The sequence below is a fragment of the Agromyces badenianii genome, from assembly GCF_003070885.1.
GTDB lineage: Bacteria > Actinomycetota > Actinomycetes > Actinomycetales > Microbacteriaceae > Agromyces > Agromyces badenianii.
Genome location: NZ_CP028913.1, coordinates 1,338,353 through 1,357,939, shown reverse-complemented (window position 1 = coordinate 1,357,939; position 19,587 = coordinate 1,338,353). Strand labels below are relative to the sequence as shown.

Annotated in this window: 19 protein-coding genes; 1 reads left to right on the top strand and 18 read right to left on the bottom strand. The window is 69.0% G+C overall.

What is annotated here, in order from left to right; genetic code table 11:
• Positions 1-59: 59 nt before the first annotated feature.
• From DCE93_RS06480 to DCE93_RS06460, 5 genes are all read right to left on the bottom strand, one after another.
• Positions 60-986, bottom strand: a complete 927-nt coding sequence (locus tag DCE93_RS06480; RefSeq protein ID WP_108595161.1) for an ABC transporter substrate-binding protein — start codon at positions 984-986, stop codon at positions 60-62.
• Positions 983-1,726 carry an ABC transporter permease gene (locus tag DCE93_RS06475; protein ID WP_108595160.1) on the bottom strand — a complete coding sequence of 248 codons (744 nt, stop codon included), beginning with the start codon at positions 1,724-1,726 and terminating at the stop codon, positions 983-985. The genes DCE93_RS06480 and DCE93_RS06475 overlap by 4 nt, the downstream gene beginning before the upstream one ends.
• Complete coding sequence (locus tag DCE93_RS06470; RefSeq protein ID WP_108595159.1) at positions 1,723-2,409, bottom strand: ABC transporter permease; 687 nt, start codon at positions 2,407-2,409, stop codon at positions 1,723-1,725. The genes DCE93_RS06475 and DCE93_RS06470 overlap by 4 nt, the downstream gene beginning before the upstream one ends.
• Positions 2,406-3,218, bottom strand: coding sequence for an ABC transporter ATP-binding protein (locus tag DCE93_RS06465; RefSeq protein WP_108595158.1), 813 nt, complete (start codon positions 3,216-3,218; stop codon positions 2,406-2,408). The genes DCE93_RS06470 and DCE93_RS06465 overlap by 4 nt, the downstream gene beginning before the upstream one ends.
• A 92-nt stretch (positions 3,219-3,310) precedes the next feature.
• Positions 3,311-3,973 carry a TetR/AcrR family transcriptional regulator gene (locus DCE93_RS06460; protein ID WP_108595157.1) on the bottom strand — a complete coding sequence of 221 codons (663 nt, stop codon included), beginning with the start codon at positions 3,971-3,973 and terminating at the stop codon, positions 3,311-3,313.
• A 109-nt stretch (positions 3,974-4,082) separates the two neighbouring features.
• Between DCE93_RS06460 and DCE93_RS06455 the strand changes: the two genes are divergently transcribed.
• Positions 4,083-5,141, top strand: a complete 1,059-nt coding sequence (locus tag DCE93_RS06455; RefSeq protein WP_108595156.1) for an App1 family protein — start codon at positions 4,083-4,085, stop codon at positions 5,139-5,141.
• Between the two features lie 25 nt (positions 5,142-5,166).
• Here DCE93_RS06455 and DCE93_RS06450 read toward each other — a convergent pair whose 3' ends face one another.
• The 13 genes from DCE93_RS06450 to murC form a co-directional block, all read right to left on the bottom strand.
• A complete protein-coding gene (locus DCE93_RS06450) occupies positions 5,167-6,219 on the bottom strand; it encodes a quinone-dependent dihydroorotate dehydrogenase (RefSeq protein ID WP_108595155.1) in 1,053 nt (350 codons plus the stop codon).
• 42 nt (positions 6,220-6,261) lie between these two features.
• Complete coding sequence (gene nrdR / locus DCE93_RS06445; protein WP_108595154.1) at positions 6,262-6,735, bottom strand: transcriptional regulator NrdR; 474 nt, start codon at positions 6,733-6,735, stop codon at positions 6,262-6,264.
• Positions 6,736-6,810: 75 nt separating this feature from the next.
• Positions 6,811-8,118, bottom strand: a complete 1,308-nt coding sequence (gene hisD, locus DCE93_RS06440; RefSeq protein ID WP_108595153.1) for a histidinol dehydrogenase — start codon at positions 8,116-8,118, stop codon at positions 6,811-6,813.
• 46 nt (positions 8,119-8,164) lie between these two features.
• On the bottom strand, positions 8,165-11,698 hold the full coding sequence (gene dnaE / locus DCE93_RS06435) for a DNA polymerase III subunit alpha (protein WP_108595152.1): 3,534 nt from the start codon (positions 11,696-11,698) through the stop codon (positions 8,165-8,167).
• A 78-nt stretch (positions 11,699-11,776) separates the two neighbouring features.
• Positions 11,777-12,697 (bottom strand): RluA family pseudouridine synthase, encoded by a 921-nt coding sequence (locus DCE93_RS06430; RefSeq protein WP_108595151.1) that lies wholly within the window; start codon positions 12,695-12,697, stop codon positions 11,777-11,779.
• The gene (gene lspA, locus DCE93_RS06425; RefSeq protein ID WP_338027623.1) at positions 12,697-13,314 is read right to left on the bottom strand and encodes a signal peptidase II; all 618 of its coding nucleotides are present in this window, start codon (positions 13,312-13,314) and stop codon (positions 12,697-12,699) included. The genes DCE93_RS06430 and lspA overlap by 1 nt, the downstream gene beginning before the upstream one ends.
• Positions 13,304-13,999: a DivIVA domain-containing protein gene (locus tag DCE93_RS06420; RefSeq protein ID WP_108595150.1), complete on the bottom strand. Its 696-nt coding sequence runs from the start codon at positions 13,997-13,999 to the stop codon at positions 13,304-13,306. The genes lspA and DCE93_RS06420 overlap by 11 nt, the downstream gene beginning before the upstream one ends.
• A 114-nt stretch (positions 14,000-14,113) precedes the next feature.
• On the bottom strand, positions 14,114-14,431 hold the full coding sequence (locus DCE93_RS06415) for a YggT family protein (protein WP_108595149.1): 318 nt from the start codon (positions 14,429-14,431) through the stop codon (positions 14,114-14,116).
• A 6-nt stretch (positions 14,432-14,437) separates the two neighbouring features.
• Complete coding sequence (locus tag DCE93_RS06410; protein WP_108595148.1) at positions 14,438-14,914, bottom strand: cell division protein SepF; 477 nt, start codon at positions 14,912-14,914, stop codon at positions 14,438-14,440.
• A gap of 33 nt (positions 14,915-14,947) precedes the next feature.
• On the bottom strand, positions 14,948-15,655 hold the full coding sequence (locus DCE93_RS06405) for a YggS family pyridoxal phosphate-dependent enzyme (protein ID WP_244284258.1): 708 nt from the start codon (positions 15,653-15,655) through the stop codon (positions 14,948-14,950).
• Positions 15,652-16,842, bottom strand: a complete 1,191-nt coding sequence (gene ftsZ, locus DCE93_RS06400) for a cell division protein FtsZ (protein WP_108595147.1) — start codon at positions 16,840-16,842, stop codon at positions 15,652-15,654. Before ftsZ ends, DCE93_RS06405 begins: the two co-directional genes overlap by 4 nt.
• A 178-nt stretch (positions 16,843-17,020) precedes the next feature.
• Positions 17,021-17,896, bottom strand: a complete 876-nt coding sequence (locus DCE93_RS06395; RefSeq protein ID WP_168186177.1) for a cell division protein FtsQ/DivIB — start codon at positions 17,894-17,896, stop codon at positions 17,021-17,023.
• 262 nt (positions 17,897-18,158) lie between these two features.
• On the bottom strand, positions 18,159-19,562 hold the full coding sequence (gene murC, locus DCE93_RS06390; protein ID WP_235825295.1) for a UDP-N-acetylmuramate--L-alanine ligase: 1,404 nt from the start codon (positions 19,560-19,562) through the stop codon (positions 18,159-18,161).
• Positions 19,563-19,587 lie beyond the last annotated feature (25 nt).

Genomic DNA, 19,587 nt, shown 5'->3' with positions numbered 1-19,587 from the left:
ATCGATGACGAAGGGCCGGATGCCGCAGCATCCGACCCCTCGAATCTCGACGCGAATTGCTAGAAGAGTTCCTTCTCGGCGAGCCAGTCCTTCGCGATCTGCTCAGCCGACTGCTGCTCGTCGACGCTCAGCGCGTTGAGCGCGACGAGGTCTTCGGCCGTGAGCGCGGCGCTCACGGTGTTGATGATCTCGGCGATCTCGTCGGTGACCTTCTCGCTGACGACCGGCACGACGTTCGACGCCAGGAAGAGCCCGTCGGGGTCTTCGAGGGTCACGAGCTCGCTCGTCGCGATGGCGGGGTTGGCGCTGTAGATGTTGACGAGCTGCACCTGGCCGTCTTCGAGCGCCTTGATGGTCAGCGGGCCGCCGCTGTCTTCGATCGGAGTGAAGCCGACCTCCACGCCGTAGACCTCTTTCAGCCCGTCGGGCCCGTAGGGACGGGTCGCGAGCTCTGAGTTGCCGCCGAGCGTCAGCGGAGTCGTCACCTTCGCGAGGTCGGCGAGGCTCGTCACGCCGTTGGCCTCGGAGAACTCCTTCGTGACGTTGTAGGAGTCCTGATCGGTTGCCGCCGACTGGTCGAGCACCCGAAGGCCCTCGGGCAGCGCCGTCTCGAGTTCGGCGTAGACATCCTCGCTCGTCGTCGCGGTCGTGTCGGGCACGTAGTACTGCAGCAGATTGCCCGTGTACTCGGGGAAGACGTCGATCTCGCCGCCCTCGATCTCGGGGATGTAGACCTCGCGCTGGCCGATCTGGAATTGCCGGTCGACCGTGTAGCCGTTCTCCTCGAGGGCCTGCGCGTAGATCTCGGCGATGATCTCGTTCGAGTAGTAGGCCTGCGAACCGACGACGATCGTCTCAGACGATGCGTTGTCGGTTCCCGATCCGCTGTTCAGCGGATCGCCCGACGCGCACCCTGCCAGGGCCACTGTCGCCCCGACCGCGACTGCCGCCAACGCGGCGAGCCGGCCTTTTCCTGCTGTGTTCATTCTCGATTCCCTTCGGTGATGGGTCGCCCCACGACCGCTCGAGGCCGGGCCGGCCGGGAGCGGAGCTCTCTGGTTCGGGTGACGCGCACGCCGGCGGGCACGACGAGACGTTGCGTGATCGCGAAGAGGCCATCGACCGCGAGGGCGAGGAGGATCACGAGGATCGAGCCGCCGAGCATCTCGGCGTAGTCGCGCGTCTTCAGTCCGGCGAAGATGAATCGGCCGAGCCCGTCATCGGCGATGTAGGCGGCGAGCGTCGCCGTCGCGATGATCTGCAATGTCGCCGAGCGGATGCCGCCGACCACGATGGGCATGCCGAGTGGAAGCTCGACCTTGCCGATGATCTGGATCTCGCGCATGCCCACGGAGCGGGCGGCATCGACAGTTCGACGGTCGACGCTCTCGAGGCCCGAGTACGCCCCGGCGAGCAGGGGCGGCAAGGCGAGGATGACGAGGGCGACGATCGGCGCCTGCAGCCCGATGCCGAGCCAGAGCGCGAAGAGTGTGAGCAGGCCCAAGGTCGGCAGCGCCCGGAGGCCGCCGGAGACCATGACCGCCAGCTCCTTGCCACGACCGGTGTGCCCGACGAGCCCGCCGATCGGGAGTGCGATGAGGGAGGCGATCGCGAGCACGACAGCCGAGATCGCGAGGTGCTGGCCGATGCGCTCGGGAATGCTGCCGACGCCGGTCCAGTTGGCGGGGTCGAGCACCCAGGCGATGCCGTCGAAGAGGAGGTTCATGCGGCATCCACCCGTTCTACCCGGGCGAGCGCCATTCGCCGCGCCGACCCGTTCGGGCGCGACCACGGCATCAGCAGGCGGCCGAGCGCCACGGCCGCCCAGTCGAGGCCGATCGCGAGCAGCATCGTCGCGACGATGCCGGTGACGATCTCGGCGTAGATGTCGCGCTGCAATCCGTCGGTGAAGAGACTGCCGAGGCTCTGCACCCCGACCACCGCGCCGATCGTCGCGAGGCTCACCGTGCTGACGATCACGACTCGAAGCCCCGAGAGCAGCACCGGGCCCGCGAGCGGCAGCTCGACACCCCAGAAGCGGCCGGCCGACGAGTAGCCGAGTGAGGTCGCAGACTGCCGCACGTCGGGTTCGACGGCATCGAACGCATCAGCGGCGGTGCGCACGATCACCGCTATTCCGTACAGGGTGAGGGCGACGACGAGGTTGATCGGAGACGTGGCGCGCTGGCCGGTGACGATCGGGAGGGCGATCAGCAGCGCGAGCGAGGGGATCGCGTAGAGCAGGCCGCAGAGCGCGAGCAGCACCCCTCGCGACCACCGGTAGCGGTGGGCGAGCCAGCCGATCGGCACAGAGACCACGAAGCTCAGTATGATCGCGGGCACCGACAACGCGAGATGCGTCAGTGTCAGCTCGCCGACCAGGTCGAGATTCGACCAGAGCCACGTCACGAGGCGAGCACTCCCGCCGGACGGCCGGATGCATCGACCACGAGCCGCCGGCCGTCGACCTCCGTCACGTGCAGTGCCCGTTTGCCGCGATCGACCCCGACGAAGTCCGCGACGAACTCGTCGGCAGGGTTCGCGAGGATCTCGGCCGGCGACGCCGCTTGCGAGATCTGGCCGCCCTGCTGCATGATCACGACCTGATCGCCGAGCAGGAACGCCTCGTCGATGTCATGCGTGACGAAGACGACGGTCTTGCCGAGTTCGCCTTGGAGACGCAGCAGCTCCTGCTGCAGCTCCGCGCGCACGATCGGGTCGACCGCGCCGAACGGCTCGTCCATGAGCAGGATGTTCGGGTCGACGGCGAGCCCGCGTGCGACGCCGACCCGCTGCTGCTGCCCGCCGGAGAGCTGGCTGGGGTACTTGTCGGCCAGCGACCGGTCGAGACCGACGGTGTCGAGCAGTTCGAGCGCGTGCGCGTGCGCCTGGCGCTTCTTCTCGCCGCGCAGCAGCGGCACCGTCGCGACGTTGTCGATCACCTTGCGGTGCGGCAGCAGGCCGGAGTTCTGCATCACGTAGCCGATGCCCCGACGCAGCGCGACGGGTTCGAGGGTCGCGACATCCGTGCCGTCGATGAGCACTTGGCCCGAGCTCGGGTCGACCATGCGGTTGATCATGCGCAGGAGGGTGGTCTTGCCCGATCCCGAAGACCCGACGAAGACCGTCGTCTTGCGCGGCGGAATGACGATGTCGACACCCGCGACCGCGACGGTGCCGTCGGGGAACTGCTTCGTGACGCCACGGAACTCGATCATGCTGCCTCATTCCCACGCCCGGCACTCGCCGAACCGCCTTCAAGCCAAACACCAATCGCCCCTCGAGGCAACGAGTGCGACTCGGCGCGTCGTCAGGCCGCGTTGCTGGTGGCGCGCGCGTCGCCGAGGAACTCGGCGAGGTAGTCGTGCACGAGTCGCTTCGTCTCGGCGAGGTAGCGGTCGTCTCCGGCTTCGTCGCGTTCGAACGCCCGGCTGATGAGCGCATCGCCGAGCTCCATCGCGATGCCGAGCCGGAATCGGAGCTCGGCCTGATCGCGGTCGGCGCCGAACTCGTCGTCGATGAGTCGTGCCAGGCGGTGGGCGAGCTCGGGCTCGATGTCGTCGTCGGGCGTCTCACGTCGGGCGGCGTGCACGACGCTGAATCCGGGCTCGTCGCGGTACATGGCCGCGCAGGCATCGAGTGCCACGTCGATGATGCGCCACCACGAGTCGAGCTCGGCGCGCTCCATGTCATCGGCGACGCGCTCGCGGTAGCGGCGCACCGAACGCTCGCGGAGGGCGTGCAGCACGGCGACCCGGTCGGGGAAGTACCGATAGACGGTGCCGATGGAGGCGCCGGCGCGTTCGGCGACCATCTGGGTGGTCAGCCGTTCGAACCCGGACTCGTCGACGATCTCCGCCGCGGCGTCGAGCAGCGCGTCGAGCCGTTGCGTGCTCCGGCGCTGCGTGGGCTCGGTACGGATCGAGCGTCTCCGGCTCGGATCGGCCCCCAGGATCAGGTCGACATTCGGCACGGAACCTCCTCAGTTGCCCGTCTACTCTATCGGGCGCGGCACGCAGCATCCGACCACTCGTCCACCCCTCGTTTCACGGCCCGACACCGGCGCATGACAGACTGAGTGGATGCCGGCGAGCTCCCCCCTTCCGGCCGGACAACGAGAGCGCCAGGTCCGGCATCGTGCTGCGCGCCTCGAAGACTGGGCCCACGACATCCGCGAACGCTGGGCGAGACGACGAGGCCACGTGCCGACCGTCGTGCCGTATACGGGCTACGGATCGACCGAGTGGGTGCGCGTGCTCTGCAGGGTGCTCCTGAGCCGCCCGGTCGACCCCGACGAGCCGTCGAAACGCCGCCGTCGCCGAGGTGAGCAGGGCATCCGCGGTTGGCGCAGCTTCACGAGCGTTCCCGTCGGCGACGTGCCGGTGATCATCGAGGTCGCGGGCCAGCGCATCGAAGTGCTCGCCGACCGCGGCGGCGTCGTCGACACGAAGGTGCCGGTCGCGCTCGAACCGGGTTGGCACCGCGTGACGCTTCGCACCGAAGGGTCGGAGCCGGTCGAGGCGCCGATCTGGATCGTCGGTCCCGATGTCGATTTCGGCATCATCTCCGATGTCGACGACACCGTGATGGTCACTGCGCTCCCCCGCCCGCTGGTCGCCTTCTGGAACACCTTCGTGCTCGACGAGCACGCGCGCATCCCGACGCCCGGCATGGCGGTGCTCTTCGAGCGCCTGGTCAGGGCGCACCCCGGCTCCCCCGTGATCTACCTCTCGACTGGGGCATGGAACGTCGCACCGACCCTCACCCGATTCCTCTCGCGCAACCTCTACCCGGCGGGGCCGCTCCTGCTCACCGACTGGGGACCGACGCACGACCGCTGGTTCCGCAGCGGCCGTGAGCACAAAGAAGACAATCTCCGGCGGCTCGCCGAGGAGTTCCCCGAGATGCGCTGGCTTCTGATCGGCGACGACGGTCAACACGATGAAGAGCTCTACGAGCGCTTCGCCGCCGAGCACCCCGGCCAGGTGGCCGCCGTCGCCATTCGTCGGCTCTCGAAGGGCGAGGCGGTGCTCGCCGGCGGTCGCGCGAAGGGCGAGCAGCATGTCGCCGGTGTTCCGTGGGTGTCGGCCAACGACGGGTCGACGATCGCCGACCGGCTGGCCGACGTCGGCCTGCTCTGATCGCCGACGGGCGACGAGCGGGCCGCTAGGCGGCGACGGCCGCGCGTCGGCTGCGCGCGAACCTCGCGAGGCCCCGGTTGACCTGGCGCGCCCAGAACGGTCCCCGGTAGATGAACGCCGAGTACCCCTGCACGAGCGTGGCGCCGGCGTCGAGGCGGTCTTGCACGTCGGCGGCCGTCTCGACGCCGCCGACCGAGACGACGCAGAGCTCGGCGCCGACCCTCGCGCGAATGAGTTGCAGCACCTCGAGCGACCGGGCTGCGAGCGGCGCGCCCGAGAGTCCGCCCGGCCCGATGGCTTCGACGACGGATGCCGCTGCGCGGAGGCCCTCGCGCGAGATCGTCGTGTTCGTGGCGATGATGCCGTCGAGTCCGAGGCGCTCGACGAGCTCGCAGATGCGAACGATCTCGGAGTCGGCCAGGTCGGGTGCGATCTTGACGAGCAGCGGCGTGCTCCCAGCGGCGGCGCGCACCGACTCGAGCAGCGGTGCGAGCGAGTCGATCTCCTGGAGTCCCCGCAGGCCCGGCGTGTTCGGCGAACTGACGTTGACCACCAGGTAGTCGGCGAACGGGGCGAGCACGCGGGCGCTCCGCTCGTAGTCGGCGACGGCGTCGTCAACCGCGGTGACGCGACTCTTGCCGATGTTCACGCCGAGCACCGGCCGGTCGCGGCGCCGTGACAGCCTCGAGAGACGACCCGCTGCGGCATCCGCCCCGCCGTTGTTGAAGCCCATGCGGTTCACGAGCGCGCGATCGCCGACGAGGCGGAAGAGCCTCGGACGCGGGTTGCCCGGCTGGGCGATCGCCGTGAGGGTGCCCACCTCGACGTGACCGAAGCCCAGGTGACCGAGGCCGCGAACCGCGAGTCCGTCTTTGTCGAATCCCGCCGCGACGCCGAACGGCGACGGGAACCGGAGTCCGAGGGCGTCGACGGCGAGCGACGGGTCGGGCGCGGTGAACCGCTCGACGAGCTTGCCGAAGCCCAGGGTCGGCAATGCTCGGATCACCCGGAAGGCGAGGTGGTGGGCATCCTCGGGATCCAGGTGGGACAGGACTGCGGAGAAGAGAAGTCGATACATCGCGCCCTCAGGTTACCGGAGCGGAGACCGCACGAACCGCCGTCACTCGACGGGACGCGCAGGCAGGCGGCCGTGCTCCTCGCGGAGCTGCTCGATCGCCGACTCGAAGTCGTCGAGCGAGTCGAACGCCTGGTAGACGCTCGCGAACCGCAGGAAGGCGACCTCGTCGAGTTCGCGCAGCGGCGGCAGGATGGCGAGGCCGATGTCGTTCGCCTCGATCTGCGATGCGCCGGTCGAGCGAATGGTCTCCTCGACCTTCTGCGCGAGCACCGCCAGGTCGGAGTCCGTCACCGGACGCCCCTGACAGGCCTTCTTCACGCCGAGCACGACCTTCTCACGGCTGAACGGCTCGATCACGCCCGAGCGCTTGATCACGGCGAGGCTCGCGGTCTCGGTCGTCGAGAAACGGCGCCCGCACTCGGGGCACTGACGGCGACGCCGGATCGAGAGCCCGTCATCGCTCGTGCGCGAGTCGATGACGCGGGAATCGGGGTGGCGGCAGAACGGACAGTACATGGTGCTCCCAGCCTAGCGGCGGTGGTCGGGCGGGCGATGACCACGCCATGCCGTGCGATCGACGGCTTGCCCAGGTCACGCCCCGAAGCGCGCGGTGACCGCCTCGCCGTGTGCCGGCAGGTCCTCCTCGGCCGAGAGCGCCGCGATGACGGGTGCCACCTCGCGGAGCGCAGCCTCGTCGTAGCGCACGAGCTGCTGCGGTCGCAGGAATGTCGCCGCTGAGAGTCCCGACGCGTATCGCGCCTGACCGCCGGTCGGCAGCACGTGGTTCGAGCCTGCCGCGTAGTCGCCGAGGCTCACCGGTGAGTACGCCCCCACGAAGATCGCTCCGGCGTTCTCGATGCGGGCGAGCGTTGCCTCGGCATCGCGCACCTGGATCTCGAGGTGCTCCGGGCCGAAGGCGTTCGCGAAATCGGCTGCCTGCTCGAGGTCGTCGACGAGCACGAGCGCCGACTGCGCGCCGTCGATCGCTTCGCGCACCCGTGCGCTGTGCTTCGTCGCGCTGACGCGGGCCTCGAGGCGTTCGGCGACCCGCGCTGCCAGTTCAGGCGAGTCGGTGACCAGCACGGCGGCCGCGAGCTCGTCGTGCTCGGCCTGGCTGACGAGGTCGGCCGCCACGAAGTCGGCGTCGGCGCTGTCGTCGGCGATCACGAGGATGTCGGTCGGGCCGGCCTCGGCGTCGATGCCCGTGACACCCTGCACGACCCGCTTCGCCGCGGCCACGAAGACGTTGCCGGGGCCGGTGACGCGTTGCACGGGTTCGAGACCGATGCCCACGACGCCGTGGGCGAAGGCGCCGATCGCACCGGCGCCGCCCATGGCGTAGACCTCGGTGATGCCGAGCAGTGCCGCGATGCCGGCGATCGTCGGGTGGATGCGGCCGCCGAAGGCGGACTGGGCGGGCGAGGCGAGCGCGATCGAGCGAACTCCGGCGACCTGCGCCGGCACCACGTTCATGATCACGCTCGACGGGTACACCGCCTTGCCGCCCGGCACGTACAGGCCGACGCGGGCGACGGGCTGCCAGCGCTGCTCGACGACGGCGCCCGCACCGAGCCTCGTCAGCCGGGGGCTCGGCACCTGGGCCTCGCTCGCCGCCCGCACGCGTTCGATGGTCTCGAGCGCGGCGGAACGCACCTCAGGGGCCAGCCCTTCGAGTGCCGCCGAGAGTTCGTCGGCGGGCACGCGCACGGCCGCCGGACGCACACCGTCGAATCTCTCGGCCTGGTCGAGCAGGGCCGCCTCACCGTGGAGGCGAACCTCGTCGATGATCGCGCGCGCGGCGTCGAGCGCGGCCGAAACATCGGTTGCGGCCCGGGGCACGAGGGCGAGCAGCCCGGCCTGAGTCGGTCGGGTTCCACGGAGATCGATGGTGCGCAGCATGATGTCTCAAGAGTACCGACGTGTCACTGCACCTACGGGGTGCGTGTCACACGAGGCAGTTCGGGCCGAGCAGGCTCTTCAGCTCCCCGTAGAGGTCGGCGGTCACCGTGACCGGGTACTGCCCGACCTCGAAGACGCGACCGACGCGGCCCTTCGTCAGCGTGATCCGAACCTCGGTCTCCCCGCGATGACGTACGAGCACGTCTCGGAGCGCCTCGGTCGTCTCCTGCGTCGCCCGCTGGTCGGGCAGCGTGATCTTCACGATGCCCGACTCTTCGTCCTGACCGATTTCGGGCGTGAACACGCTGTAGGCATGCAGGTTCATGCCGTCGTCGCGCATGCTGACCCGCCCACGCACGACCACGATCGAATCGGCCTGCAGGCCGGGCGCGAACTCCTGGTAGGCCTTGCCCATGAACATCACCGTGATCTCGCCCGAGAAGTCCTCGACCGTGATCATGCCGTACTGGTTGCCCGAGGCCTTCGCGATGCGGTGCTGAACGCTCGTGACGAGACCCGCGACCGTGACGGTGTCGGCATCCTGCGTCGAATCCGAGGTCATCAGCTCGGTGATGGTCGTCGACGCGTGCTTCGCGAGTGGGGCCTCGAGTCCGGCAAGCGGGTGGTCTGACACGTAGAGCCCCAGCATGTCGCGCTCGAAGGCCAGCTTCTGCTTCTTCGGCCATTCCGGACGCGCGGGCACGGGCGACGGCGCGGCATCCCGCTCGTCGTCGTCGAAGAGGCTGTCGAAGTCGAAGCCGAAGTCGCCGACCTCCTCGGCCCGCTTCTCCTTCACGATCGATTCGACCGCGCCCTCGTGGATCTCGACGAGCGAGCGACGCGTGTGTCCGAGCGAGTCGAACGCGCCCGCCTTCACGAGGGACTCGATCGTGCGCTTGTTCGCCACCGAGAGCGGCGACTTCTTCAGGAAGTCGTGGAAGGACTCGAACCGGCCCTTCGTCTCGCGTGCGCTGCGGATCGCGTCGACCACGTTGAACCCGACGTTGCGGACCGCGCCGAGTCCGAACCGTATGTCTTCGCCGACGGCGGCGAAGTAGCCGATCGATTCGTTCACGTCGGGCGGCAGCACCTTGATGCCCATGCGCCGGCACTCGTTGAGGTAGAGCGCGAGCTTGTCACGCGCGTCGCCGACACTCGTGAGCAGCGCAGCCATGTACTCGGCCGGGTAGTGCGCCTTCAGATACGCAGTCCAGTAGCTCAGCACGCCGTAGGCGGCCGAGTGCGCCTTGTTGAACGCGTAGTCCGAGAACGGGAGCAGGATCTCCCACAGCTTCTGGATCGCGGCATCCGAGTAGCCGTTGGCCTTCATGCCTCCTGAGAAGCCCTCGTACTGCTTGTCGAGCTCGGACTTCTTCTTCTTGCCCATCGCGCGGCGCAGGATGTCGGCTTGGCCGAGCGAGAACCCGGCGACCTTCTGTGCGATCGCCATGACCTGCTCCTGATAGATGATCAGGCCGTAGCTCGTGTCGAGGATCTCCCGGAGCGACTCCGCGAACTCGGGGTGGATCGGGGTGATCTCCTGCAGGCCGTTCTTGCGCAGCGCGTAGTTGATGTGGGAATTCGCGCCCATCGGCCCCGGTCGGTACAGCGCGATGACGGCCGAGATGTCTTCGAAGTTGTCGGGCTTCATCTGGCGCAGCAGTGATCGCATCGGCCCGCCGTCGAGCTGGAAGACGCCGAGGGTGTCGCCTCTCGCGAGCAGGTCGTAGGCGCCCTGGTCGTCGAGCGCGAGGTCCTCGAGCACTGGACGGTGGCCACGGTTGGCCTCGATGTTGTCGAGGGCGTCGTCGATGATGGTGAGGTTGCGCAGCCCCAGGAAGTCCATCTTGATGAGACCGAGCGACTCGCACGCCGGGTAGTCGAACTGCGTGACGATCTGACCGTCTTGCTCGCGCTTCATGATCGGGATGATGTCGACGAGCGGATCACTCGACATGATCACGCCGGCAGCGTGCACGCCCCACTGGCGCTTCAGGTTCTCGAGCCCGAGCGCCGTCTCGAAGACGGTCTTCGCCTCGGGATCGGTCTCGACGATGGCCCGGATGTCAGAGGCCTCTTTGTACCGCGGGTGCTTCGTGTCGAAGATGCCGGTGAGCGGGATGTCCTTGCCCATGACCGCGGGCGGCATCGCCTTCGTGAGCTTCTCGCCCATCGAGAATGGGAAGCCGAGCACGCGGCCCGAGTCCTTGAGCGCCTGCTTGGCCTTGATCGTGCCGTACGTGACGATCTGCGCGACGCGCTCGTCGCCGTACTTCTCGGTCACGTACCTGATGACCTCGCCGCGTCGACGCTCGTCGAAGTCGACGTCGAAGTCGGGCATCGAGACGCGGTCGGGGTTCAGGAACCGCTCGAAGATGAGGCCGTGCTGCAGCGGGTCGAGGTCGGTGATGCGCATGGCGTAGGCCGCCATCGAACCGGCACCGGAACCACGCCCCGGACCGACCCGGATGCCGTTGTTCTTCGACCAGTTGATGAAGTCGGCGACCACGAGGAAGTAGCCGGGGAAGCCCATCTGCAGGATGACGCCGACCTCGTAGTCGGCCTGCTTGCGCACGTCGGCCGGGATGCCGTTCGGGTAGCGCACCTCGAGACCGCGGTCGACCTCTTTGACGAACCAGGTGTCTTCGCTCTCACCCTCGGGCACCGGGAAGCGCGGCATGTAGTTGGCGTTCGTGTTGAACTGCACGTCTGCGCGCTCGGCGATCAGCAGCGTGTTGTCGCAGGCCTCGGGGTAGTCGCGGAAGACGTGCCGCATCTCTGCCGCGGTCTTCAGGTAGAACTCGTCGGCGTCGAACTTGAAGCGGTTGGGGTCGTCGAGCGTCGAGCCCGACTGCACGCAGAGCAGGGCCGCGTGGCTCTTGGCGTCGGCGGCGTGCGTGTAGTGCAGGTCGTTCGTGGCCACGAGCGGGAGGCCCAGATCTTTCGCGAGCCGATGCAGGTCCTCCATGATGCGGCGCTCGATGCCGAGGCCGTGGTCCATGATCTCGGCGAAGTAATTCTCCTTGCCGAAGATGTCGCGGAAGTCGGATGCCGCCTTCACCGCTTCGTCGTACTGTCCGAGCCGGAGGCGGGTCTGCACTTCGCCCGACGGGCAGCCCGTCGTCGCGATGAGTCCCTTCGAGTACATCGACAGCAGCTCGCGGTCCATGCGCGGCTTGAAGTAGTAGCCCTCGATCGAGGCGCGGCTCGAGAGGCGGAACAGGTTGTGCATGCCCTCGGTCGTCTCGGAGAGCAGCGTCATGTGGGTGTAGGCGCCCGAGCCCGAGACGTCGTCTCCGCCGCCGTTGCCCCAGCGCACCCGCGTCTTGTCGCCGCGGGCCGTGCCGGGAGTGATGTAGGCCTCGGTGCCGATGATCGGCTTGATGCCGGCGTCGGTCGCCTGCTTCCAGAAGTCGTACGCACCGAACACGTTGCCGTGGTCGGTGATCGCAACGGCGGGCATGCCCTCGCTCTTCGCCGCCTGGATGAGTTCCCCCACCCGGGCTGCACCGTCGAGCATCGAGTACTCGCTGTGCACATGCAGATGGGCGAAGGAATCGGCGGCCACGGGGCTCCTCATCGGGTACAGCGATTGCGGTTCTGGGGTCTTTGAAGTCTACGGTGACCGGGTGACGCCCGGCCCGGTGGCGACTGCCGTTCAGTCGCCGCGCAGCACGTCGAGCGCGTGCGCGAGGTCGGCGGGGTAGTCGGAGACGAAGGTCGTCCACTCCCCGCCCGCGGGATGGGCGAACGCGAGTTGCTTCGCGTGCAGCCACTGCCGCTCGAGTCCGAGCCTCGCCGACAGCGTCGGGTCGGCCCCGTACATCGAGTCCCCGGCGCACGGATGCCGCTGCGCCGCCATGTGCACCCGGATCTGGTGCGTGCGGCCCGTCTCGAGGTGCACTTCGAGCAGCGATGCGTAGGGGAACGCCTCGATCGTCTCGTAGTGGGTCACCGCGTGCTTGCCGTCGGCGGTCACCGCGAACTTCCACTCCGAACGGGGATGGCGTCCGACTGGCGCGTCGATCGTGCCCGCGAGCGGGTCGGGGTGCCCCTGCACGACCGTGTGGTAGATCTTCTCGACCTCGCGGTCGTGGAACTGGCGCTTCAGCTCGGTGTAGGCGCGTTCCGACTTGGCCACGACCATGAGGCCGCTCGTGCCGGCATCGAGCCGGTGCACGACGCCCTGGCGCTCGGATGCGCCCGAGGTCGAGATGCGGAACCCGGCGGCCGCGAGCGCTCCGACGACAGTCGGTCCGTTCCATCCGACGGAGGGGTGCGCGGCGACGCCCGCCGGCTTGTCGACGACCACGAGGTCGTCGTCGTCGTGGATGATGCCGAGGTCGGGCACCGCGATCGGCTCGATCGTGAGGCCGCGGGGCGCCTCCCAGCTCACCTCGAGCCAGGCACCGGCGCGCAGTCGGTCGGACTTGTCGACGGATGCACCGTCGAGGGCGACCCCGCCGGCCGAGGCGATGTCGGCCGCCAGCGTGCGCGAGAACCCGAGCAGTTTCGCGAGTCCGGCGTCGACGCGCGAGCCGTCGAGCCCGTCTGGGACGGGGAAGGAACGGTGCTCCATCAGGCGCCGCTGGCGGCTTCGCGTAGCGGCGAGTCGCCCTCGGTCGCCGAGGCCTTCGACGGCTCGGTCCGCGCAGCGGCATCGCCGCCCTTGCTCGTGGCCGGCTGCCGGGATCCGTCGAGGCCGATGCCCCGGATCGTGAGGATCATGAAGAGCACCATGCTCGAGACGATCGCCATGTCGGCGACGTTGTAGATGGCCGGAATGAGCCACGGTGTCGAGATGAAGTCGATGACGTGCCCGAGGCCGAACGACGGCTCACGGAAGAGCCGATCGGTCAGGTTTCCGAGCACCCCGCCGAGCAGCAGGCCGAACACGATGGCCCACGCGATCGAGCGGATGCGCCGGGCGAACCACACGATGAAGGTGATGACGCCGGCCGCGAGGATCGTGAAGATCCAGGTCATGCCGCTCGCGAGCGAGAATGCCGCTCCGGGGTTGCGCACGAACTGCCACTGCAGGAGCGAACCGAGAACCGGGACGATCTCGCCCTCGCTGAGGTTCGCCACGACCAGGAACTTGCTCAGCTGGTCGAGGCCGTACGCCGCGAATGCGGCGCCGGCCACGACCAGGAGGGCGGTGGTGGAGCCGACCTTCGCGGCCCGCTCAGCCTCCAAAGCCCTGGAACGTCGGTGCGGGCTGCTCGGTGGGCAGGCCCGACGCGCCGACCGGAGCGGAGAATCCCTGGTTGCCGGTCACCTGCACCGGGGCCGCGGTGTCGAGTTCGCGGAGCTGGCCCTCGATGTAGTTCTTCAGCTTCGCCCGGTAGTCGCGCTCGAAGACGCGAAGCTCGTCGACGCGCTTCTCGAGCGCCACGCGCTCCTGATCGAGCACGCCGATCTGGGCGCGCTGCTTGGCCTCGGCCTCGGCGACGACCCGCGCCGCTGTGGCATGGCCCTCGGCGATGAGCGCGTCGCGCTTCTCGATGCCCTCGCGCACGTGCTCCTCGTGCAGGCGGCGAGCCAGCTGCAGGAGGTTCGTGGTGCTCGTCTGCTCGTCGAGGTCAGACTGCGGCGCGGCCGACTGCTGCATCGGCACCGCGACGGTGGGCGGCGGGGAAGCCGGCTCGGTGTAGACCGCGGCCGGTGCCGGCGCAGCGGCGGCAGGCGCCTTGGCGACCTCCGCGGCACGGGCCTCGGCCGCGGACAACCGCTGACGCAGCTCCTCGTTCTCGCCGTTCAGTCGACGAAGCTCCACCACGACCTCATCGAGGAAGTCGTCGACCTCGTCTTGGTCGTAGCCTTCCCGGAATTTCGTCGCCTGGAAGCGCTTGTTGACCACATCTTCCGGAGTTAGCGCCATGGCTTTCCACCCTCAAATCTGTCGAACTGTTGGATCACGTTCAGCTAACGGTAGCAAAGACATCCTCAGAGTCGTGAGTACCGATCGTCTCGACCTCACGCTCGCAGGAGATGATCAGCCCGGCACGGCCGCAGCCTGCGCCAGCAGGGACACCACCGTCATCGCCACGATCACGACGAGCATGGCGAGGCTCCAGCCGAGATCCAACGCGACCTGGCCGATGCGGATCGGCGGCACGAGCCGCCGGAAGAAGCGCACGAGCGGGTCGGTGAGGCTGTAGACGGCCTCCACGAACACCAGCCAGGCCCCTCTGGGGCGCCATGACCGGTTGAAGGTGCGTACGAGGTCCAGCACGAACCGCCCCCACATCACGAAGAAGTAGATGAGCAGCAGTGCGTAGAGGATGTTCCAGACGACGAGGAGCGCGCCCACGGCGGGCTACGCGTGCGTGAAGAACGACGCGTCGACGTCGCCTTCGCTCTCGCCGGTCTCCCCCGAGACGACGACGTGCGCGGGCGAGAGCAGGAACACCTTGCTCGTGACGCGCTCGATCTTTCCGTAGAGGCCCTGCGAGAGGCCGCTCGCGAAGTCGATGAGACGCCTCGCATCGGCATCCGACATCTGCGAGAGGTTGATGATGACCGGCACTCCCTCGCGGAAGGACTCGGCGATCACTTGCGCGTCACGGTATTGACGCGGGTGGACGGTCAGGATCTCGTTCATCTCCGCCTGCGGGGTGCTCGGTTGGACATGGTTCTTGCGCAGCGGTGTGACCGCCGCACCGGTCCGCGGTGCGGGCGCCGCGTGCACGACCGGAGCCACCGGTGCGGGCGCGTGGGCCTGCGTGGTCTCGTCCTCGAACTCTTCATCGGCGAGTCCGAGGTAGACCATGGTCTTCTTGAGCGGGTTGGACATCGCGGCCTCCGTCTGTGATCCGTCTCTTCGAGGTTAACCGGCGTCCGGCCGATTCCCGGTTATTGCAGTTCCGATTCGAAGGTGTGTCGCGCCCTCCATGATCGCGTCGCGAAAATCGTGCGACATCCCCATGGACAGATCGTGAGCGGTGGGCTCCAGACGCCGCACGTGCTCGGAGAGCTCGCGCACCCGCGCGAAAGCGGGACGCGCCGGCTCGCCGAGCGGAGCGACCGCCATCAGCCCGCGCAGCCTGAGTCCCGGCGTCTCGAGCACGTGCTCGACGAGCGCCGGCACCCCCTCGGGCAAGACGCCGCCGCGGCCGGGATCGTCGGTCAGGTTCACCTGCACGAAGCAGTCGACGGATGCCTCGTCGGAACGCAGCGCATCGACGAGCGCGCCGCGGTCCACCGAGTGGATCGCCGACGCGTACGCTCGCACCTGCCTGGCCTTCTTGCTCTGCAACTGGCCGATGAAGTGCCATCGCAGGTCGAGGGCGGCGAGTTCGGCGGCCTTCGCCTGGGCTTCCTGATGCCGGTTCTCTCCGATGTCGCGCACGCCGAGGTCGGCGAGCCGGGAGACGAGCGCGGCCGGGTGGAACTTGGTGACGACGATGGTGGTGATCTCACCGGCATCGCGGCCTGCGTCGGCCGCAGCCTCGGCGATGCGCCCCGTCACCTCGGCGAGGCGCCCGGCGAGGTCGCCGGGCGCCGCCGAGGCATTCGCGTCGGGGGCCGCGCTCACTTCAGGAAGTCGGGGATGTCGAGGTCGTCGTCGTCGGTGTCGAAGGCGGGGTCCGAGACGATCTGGTCGGCGGTCGAAGAGTCGACCTCGCCCCAGTTCGCCGTCTCGACGAGCTCGTCGATGTCGATCTCGGCGATCACGTCGGCTGCTTCGCCCGAGAGCGCTCCGCCGCCGACGGCCGCTCCGACGGCGGCGGGTACGAAGTTCGTCCGCCGCGCCTCGACGGGCTTCGAGTTCGGCTCGCCGCCGTCGAAGCCGGCCGCGATCACCGTCACGCGCACCTCGTCGCCGAGCGTGTCGTCGATGACGGCGCCGAAGATGATGTTGGCTTCGGGATGCACCGCCTCCTGCACGAGTCTCGCCGCGTCGTTGATCTCGAAGATGCCGAGGTTCGAGCCGCCCTGGATCGAGAGCAGCACGCCGTGCGCACCGTCGATCGACGCCTCGAGCAGCGGGCTCGCGACAGCCAGCTCGGCGGCCTTGATCGCGCGATCCGCCCCGCGCGACGAGCCGATGCCCATGAGTGCGGAGCCCGCACCCTGCATCACCGACTTGACGTCGGCGAAGTCGAGGTTGATGAGACCGGGGGTCGTGATGAGGTCAGTGATGCCTTGCACACCGGCCAGGAGCACCTGGTCGGCCGTGGCGAAGGCCTCGAGCATCGAGATGCCGCGGTCGCTGATCTCGAGCAGGCGGTCGTTCGGCACCACGATGAGGGTGTCGACCTCTTCCTTCAGGCGCGCGACGCCCTGCTCGGCCTGCGTCTGCCGGCGCTTGCCCTCGAAGCCGAAGGGCTTCGTGACGACACCGATGGTGAGCGCACCGATCGACTTCGCGATGCGGGCGACCACGGGCGCGCCGCCGGTGCCGGTGCCACCGCCCTCGCCCGCCGTGACGAAGACCATGTCGGCGCCCGCCAGCGCCTCCTCGATCTCTTCCGCGTGATCCTCGGCGGCCCGCCGGCCGACCTCGGGATCCGCGCCGGCGCCGAGGCCGCGCGTGAGGTCACGCCCGACATCGAGCTTCACGTCGGCGTCCGACATGAGCAGCGCTTGCGCGTCGGTGTTGATCGCGATGAACTCGACTCCGCGGAGGCCGAGTTCGATCATTCGGTTGACGGCGTTGACACCGCCGCCGCCGATACCGACGACCTTGATGACGGCGAGGTAGTTCTGGTTTGTCGACATGACCGGCCTTCCGTGCGAACTCTGAACCCTGAACCTCTAGTCGAAGGTTAAAGTTTTGCTGAGTATGCAATTCCTGTGTTTGACGGTAGTGCCGGGCGCCCCTGCCTGCGTAAGGCGAGCCCGCGTGTCGTGAACCGCTCGGCCAATCGTCCAGAAAATGTTGCCGCAGGGAGCCACATCACCTTGTGACCGGGCTCGACGGCGACGAGACGTCGTACTCACCGACGGAATCGGGCGGGGCCGCCCGCATGAGATTCCCGAGCACGTTCGCCTTGAGCACGGAATCCTCCGAGCTCCCCCAGACGACCGTTGCCCCCGTCGAGAGCTCGAGGCGCACATCGTCGGCGGTCGCCGCGGACGCGCCGACGAGCTGCCCGCGCACCTCGGACGGGACGCTCCTGATCACCGAGGCGGCCGCGCGGAACCCTTCGCCGGCGACCCCGCCCTCGGTCACGATGAGCGGCTGGCCCTCCGGCCGCTCGGCCGGACGATCGATGACCACGCCTGCTGCGTCGACCAGTTCGAGTCCCTCACCCGTGTCGACCACCCCGACCGGCACGCGCTCGACGATGCGCACCACGAGCGTGCCCGGCGGAATGGTCTCGGTCGAGTAGGTCTCGATGAGCGGGAAGTCGGAGAGGGCGGCCAGCACGTCGGCGCTCGCGACCAGCGGCAGCGGAGTGCCGAGCGTGTCGGCGAACGCCGCCTGCACGTCGGCCACGGGAATCCGGGAGGCGCCTTCGACGCGCACCTCGCGCAGTGCCATGAGCGGCGAGTAGGCGCCGACCACGACGACGACGACGAGCGCGGCGAGGGAGCCGAGCACGACCGACCACGTGATGCGACGACGCCGGGATCGCTTCGTGAACCGGCGCACCTCGTTGCGCTCGTACCGGCGCCGATCGCGCGCTGCCGCCGCGAGCGCACGCTTGGCGGCACGGGCGTCGCGCGGAGCATCAGGCGCACCACCGTGGACGAGATCGTCCGGTGCCGGCCCGATGCCGTCTCGTGCCACGCGCGACGGCGCCGAGATCGTCGGCGCGAGCGGGGCCACCGGCCGAGGGGTAACGACGGCGATCGGCTCCGTCGAGACGCGGTCGGCGTCGAACGGCTGCGGGCCCTCCCCGCCGCGATCGCTGCTTCGCGATGCCTGACGGGAGCCCCCGCTCCTCGCCGGTGCACCCGACCGGGTCGATCCGGGCGATCGGGGCGACTGCGCGGCATCCGTCGCCCCATTCGACGCCGACCGGCTCGAGCGCGGCGCGCGCGCCGCCGACCCGTCGAACCCCTGGGGCCGTTTCACGCAGGCACCGCCGTCATCCGCGCTCCCGCTCCAGCGAGCCGAGCAGCTGCGGCACGATGCGGTACACGTCGCCGCAGCCGAGCGTGATGACGAAGTCGCCATCACGCGCGATGCTCGCGGTGTAGTCGGCGGCCTGTTGCCAATCGGGCACGTACGCGACGCGCGACGGGTCGGCGAACCGCTCGCTCACGAGCGCACCAGTCACTCCCGGCACGGGATCTTCGCGGGCGCCGTAGACGTCGAGCACGATCGTCTCGTCGGCGTACTGCTCGAGCACCTCGGCGAATTCCTTCGCAAAGGTCTGCGTGCGGCTGTACGTGTGCGGCTGGTGCACGGCGATGATCCGCCCCGCGCCGACCACGGTGCGGGCGGCCGCAAGAGCGGCGGCGACCTCGGTCGGGTGATGCGCGTAGTCGTCGTAGACGCTCACGCCGCCGACCGTGCCGTGCAGTTCGAAACGGCGCCCGGTGCCGGCGAAGCGGGCGATGCCGGCGAGGGATGCCTCGGGGTCCAACCCGAGCCCGACGAGCACCGCGAAGGCTCCCGCCGCGTTGATGGCGTTGTGCCGGCCGGGAACGCGCAGCGTTGCGCGGAACGTGCGACCGGCGTGATCGACGGCGAAGGAGACCGGACCGTCGGTCTCGATCGAGTGCACCCGCACGTCGGCATCGGCCGACTCGCCGAACGTCACGACTCGAGGATGCGAGAGCCGCTCGGTGACCCGCTTCGCACCCGCGTCGTCGGAGGAGACGACCACCAGCTCGCGGGCCCGGTCGGCGAACTGCACGAACGCCTGCTCGAAGGCGTCACGCGAGCCGTAGTGGTCGAGGTGGTCGGGGTCCACGTTGGTGATGAGCGCGACCGAGGTGTCGTAGAGCAGGAACGAGCCGTCGGATTCGTCGGCTTCGACCACGAAGAGCTCGCCGTCGCCCGAGGCGGAAGAGACGCCGAGCTCCTCGATGACGCCCCCGTTGACGAAGCTCGGGTCTTCGCCGAGGGCGAGGAGGCCGGTGACGATCATGCCGGTCGAGGTGGTCTTGCCGTGGGCGCCGGCGACCGAGACGAGACGCCGGCCGGCGATGAGCGCGGCGAGGGCGAGCGAGCGGTGCAGCACCGGAAGGCCGCGCTCGAGCGCGAGCCGGTATTCGGGATTGTCCTGCCAGAGGGCGCCGGTGACGACGACCGTGTCGGTGTCGTCGGGGAGGTTCGCAGCGTCGTGTCCGATCGCGATCTCGGCGCCGAGCGCGCGCAACGCCGCGATGTTGTCGGAATCGCGCACGTCGGAGCCCGTCACCCGGTGCCCGGCTCCCAGCATGAGCCGTGCGATGCCGCTCATGCCCGAGCCGCCGATGCCGATGAAGTGCACGGCGCCGAGCTCGGCTGGGATCTGGGCGGAGAGGTCGGGCTTGATCGTCACGGTGCGGCGTTTCTTCCTGGGAGCG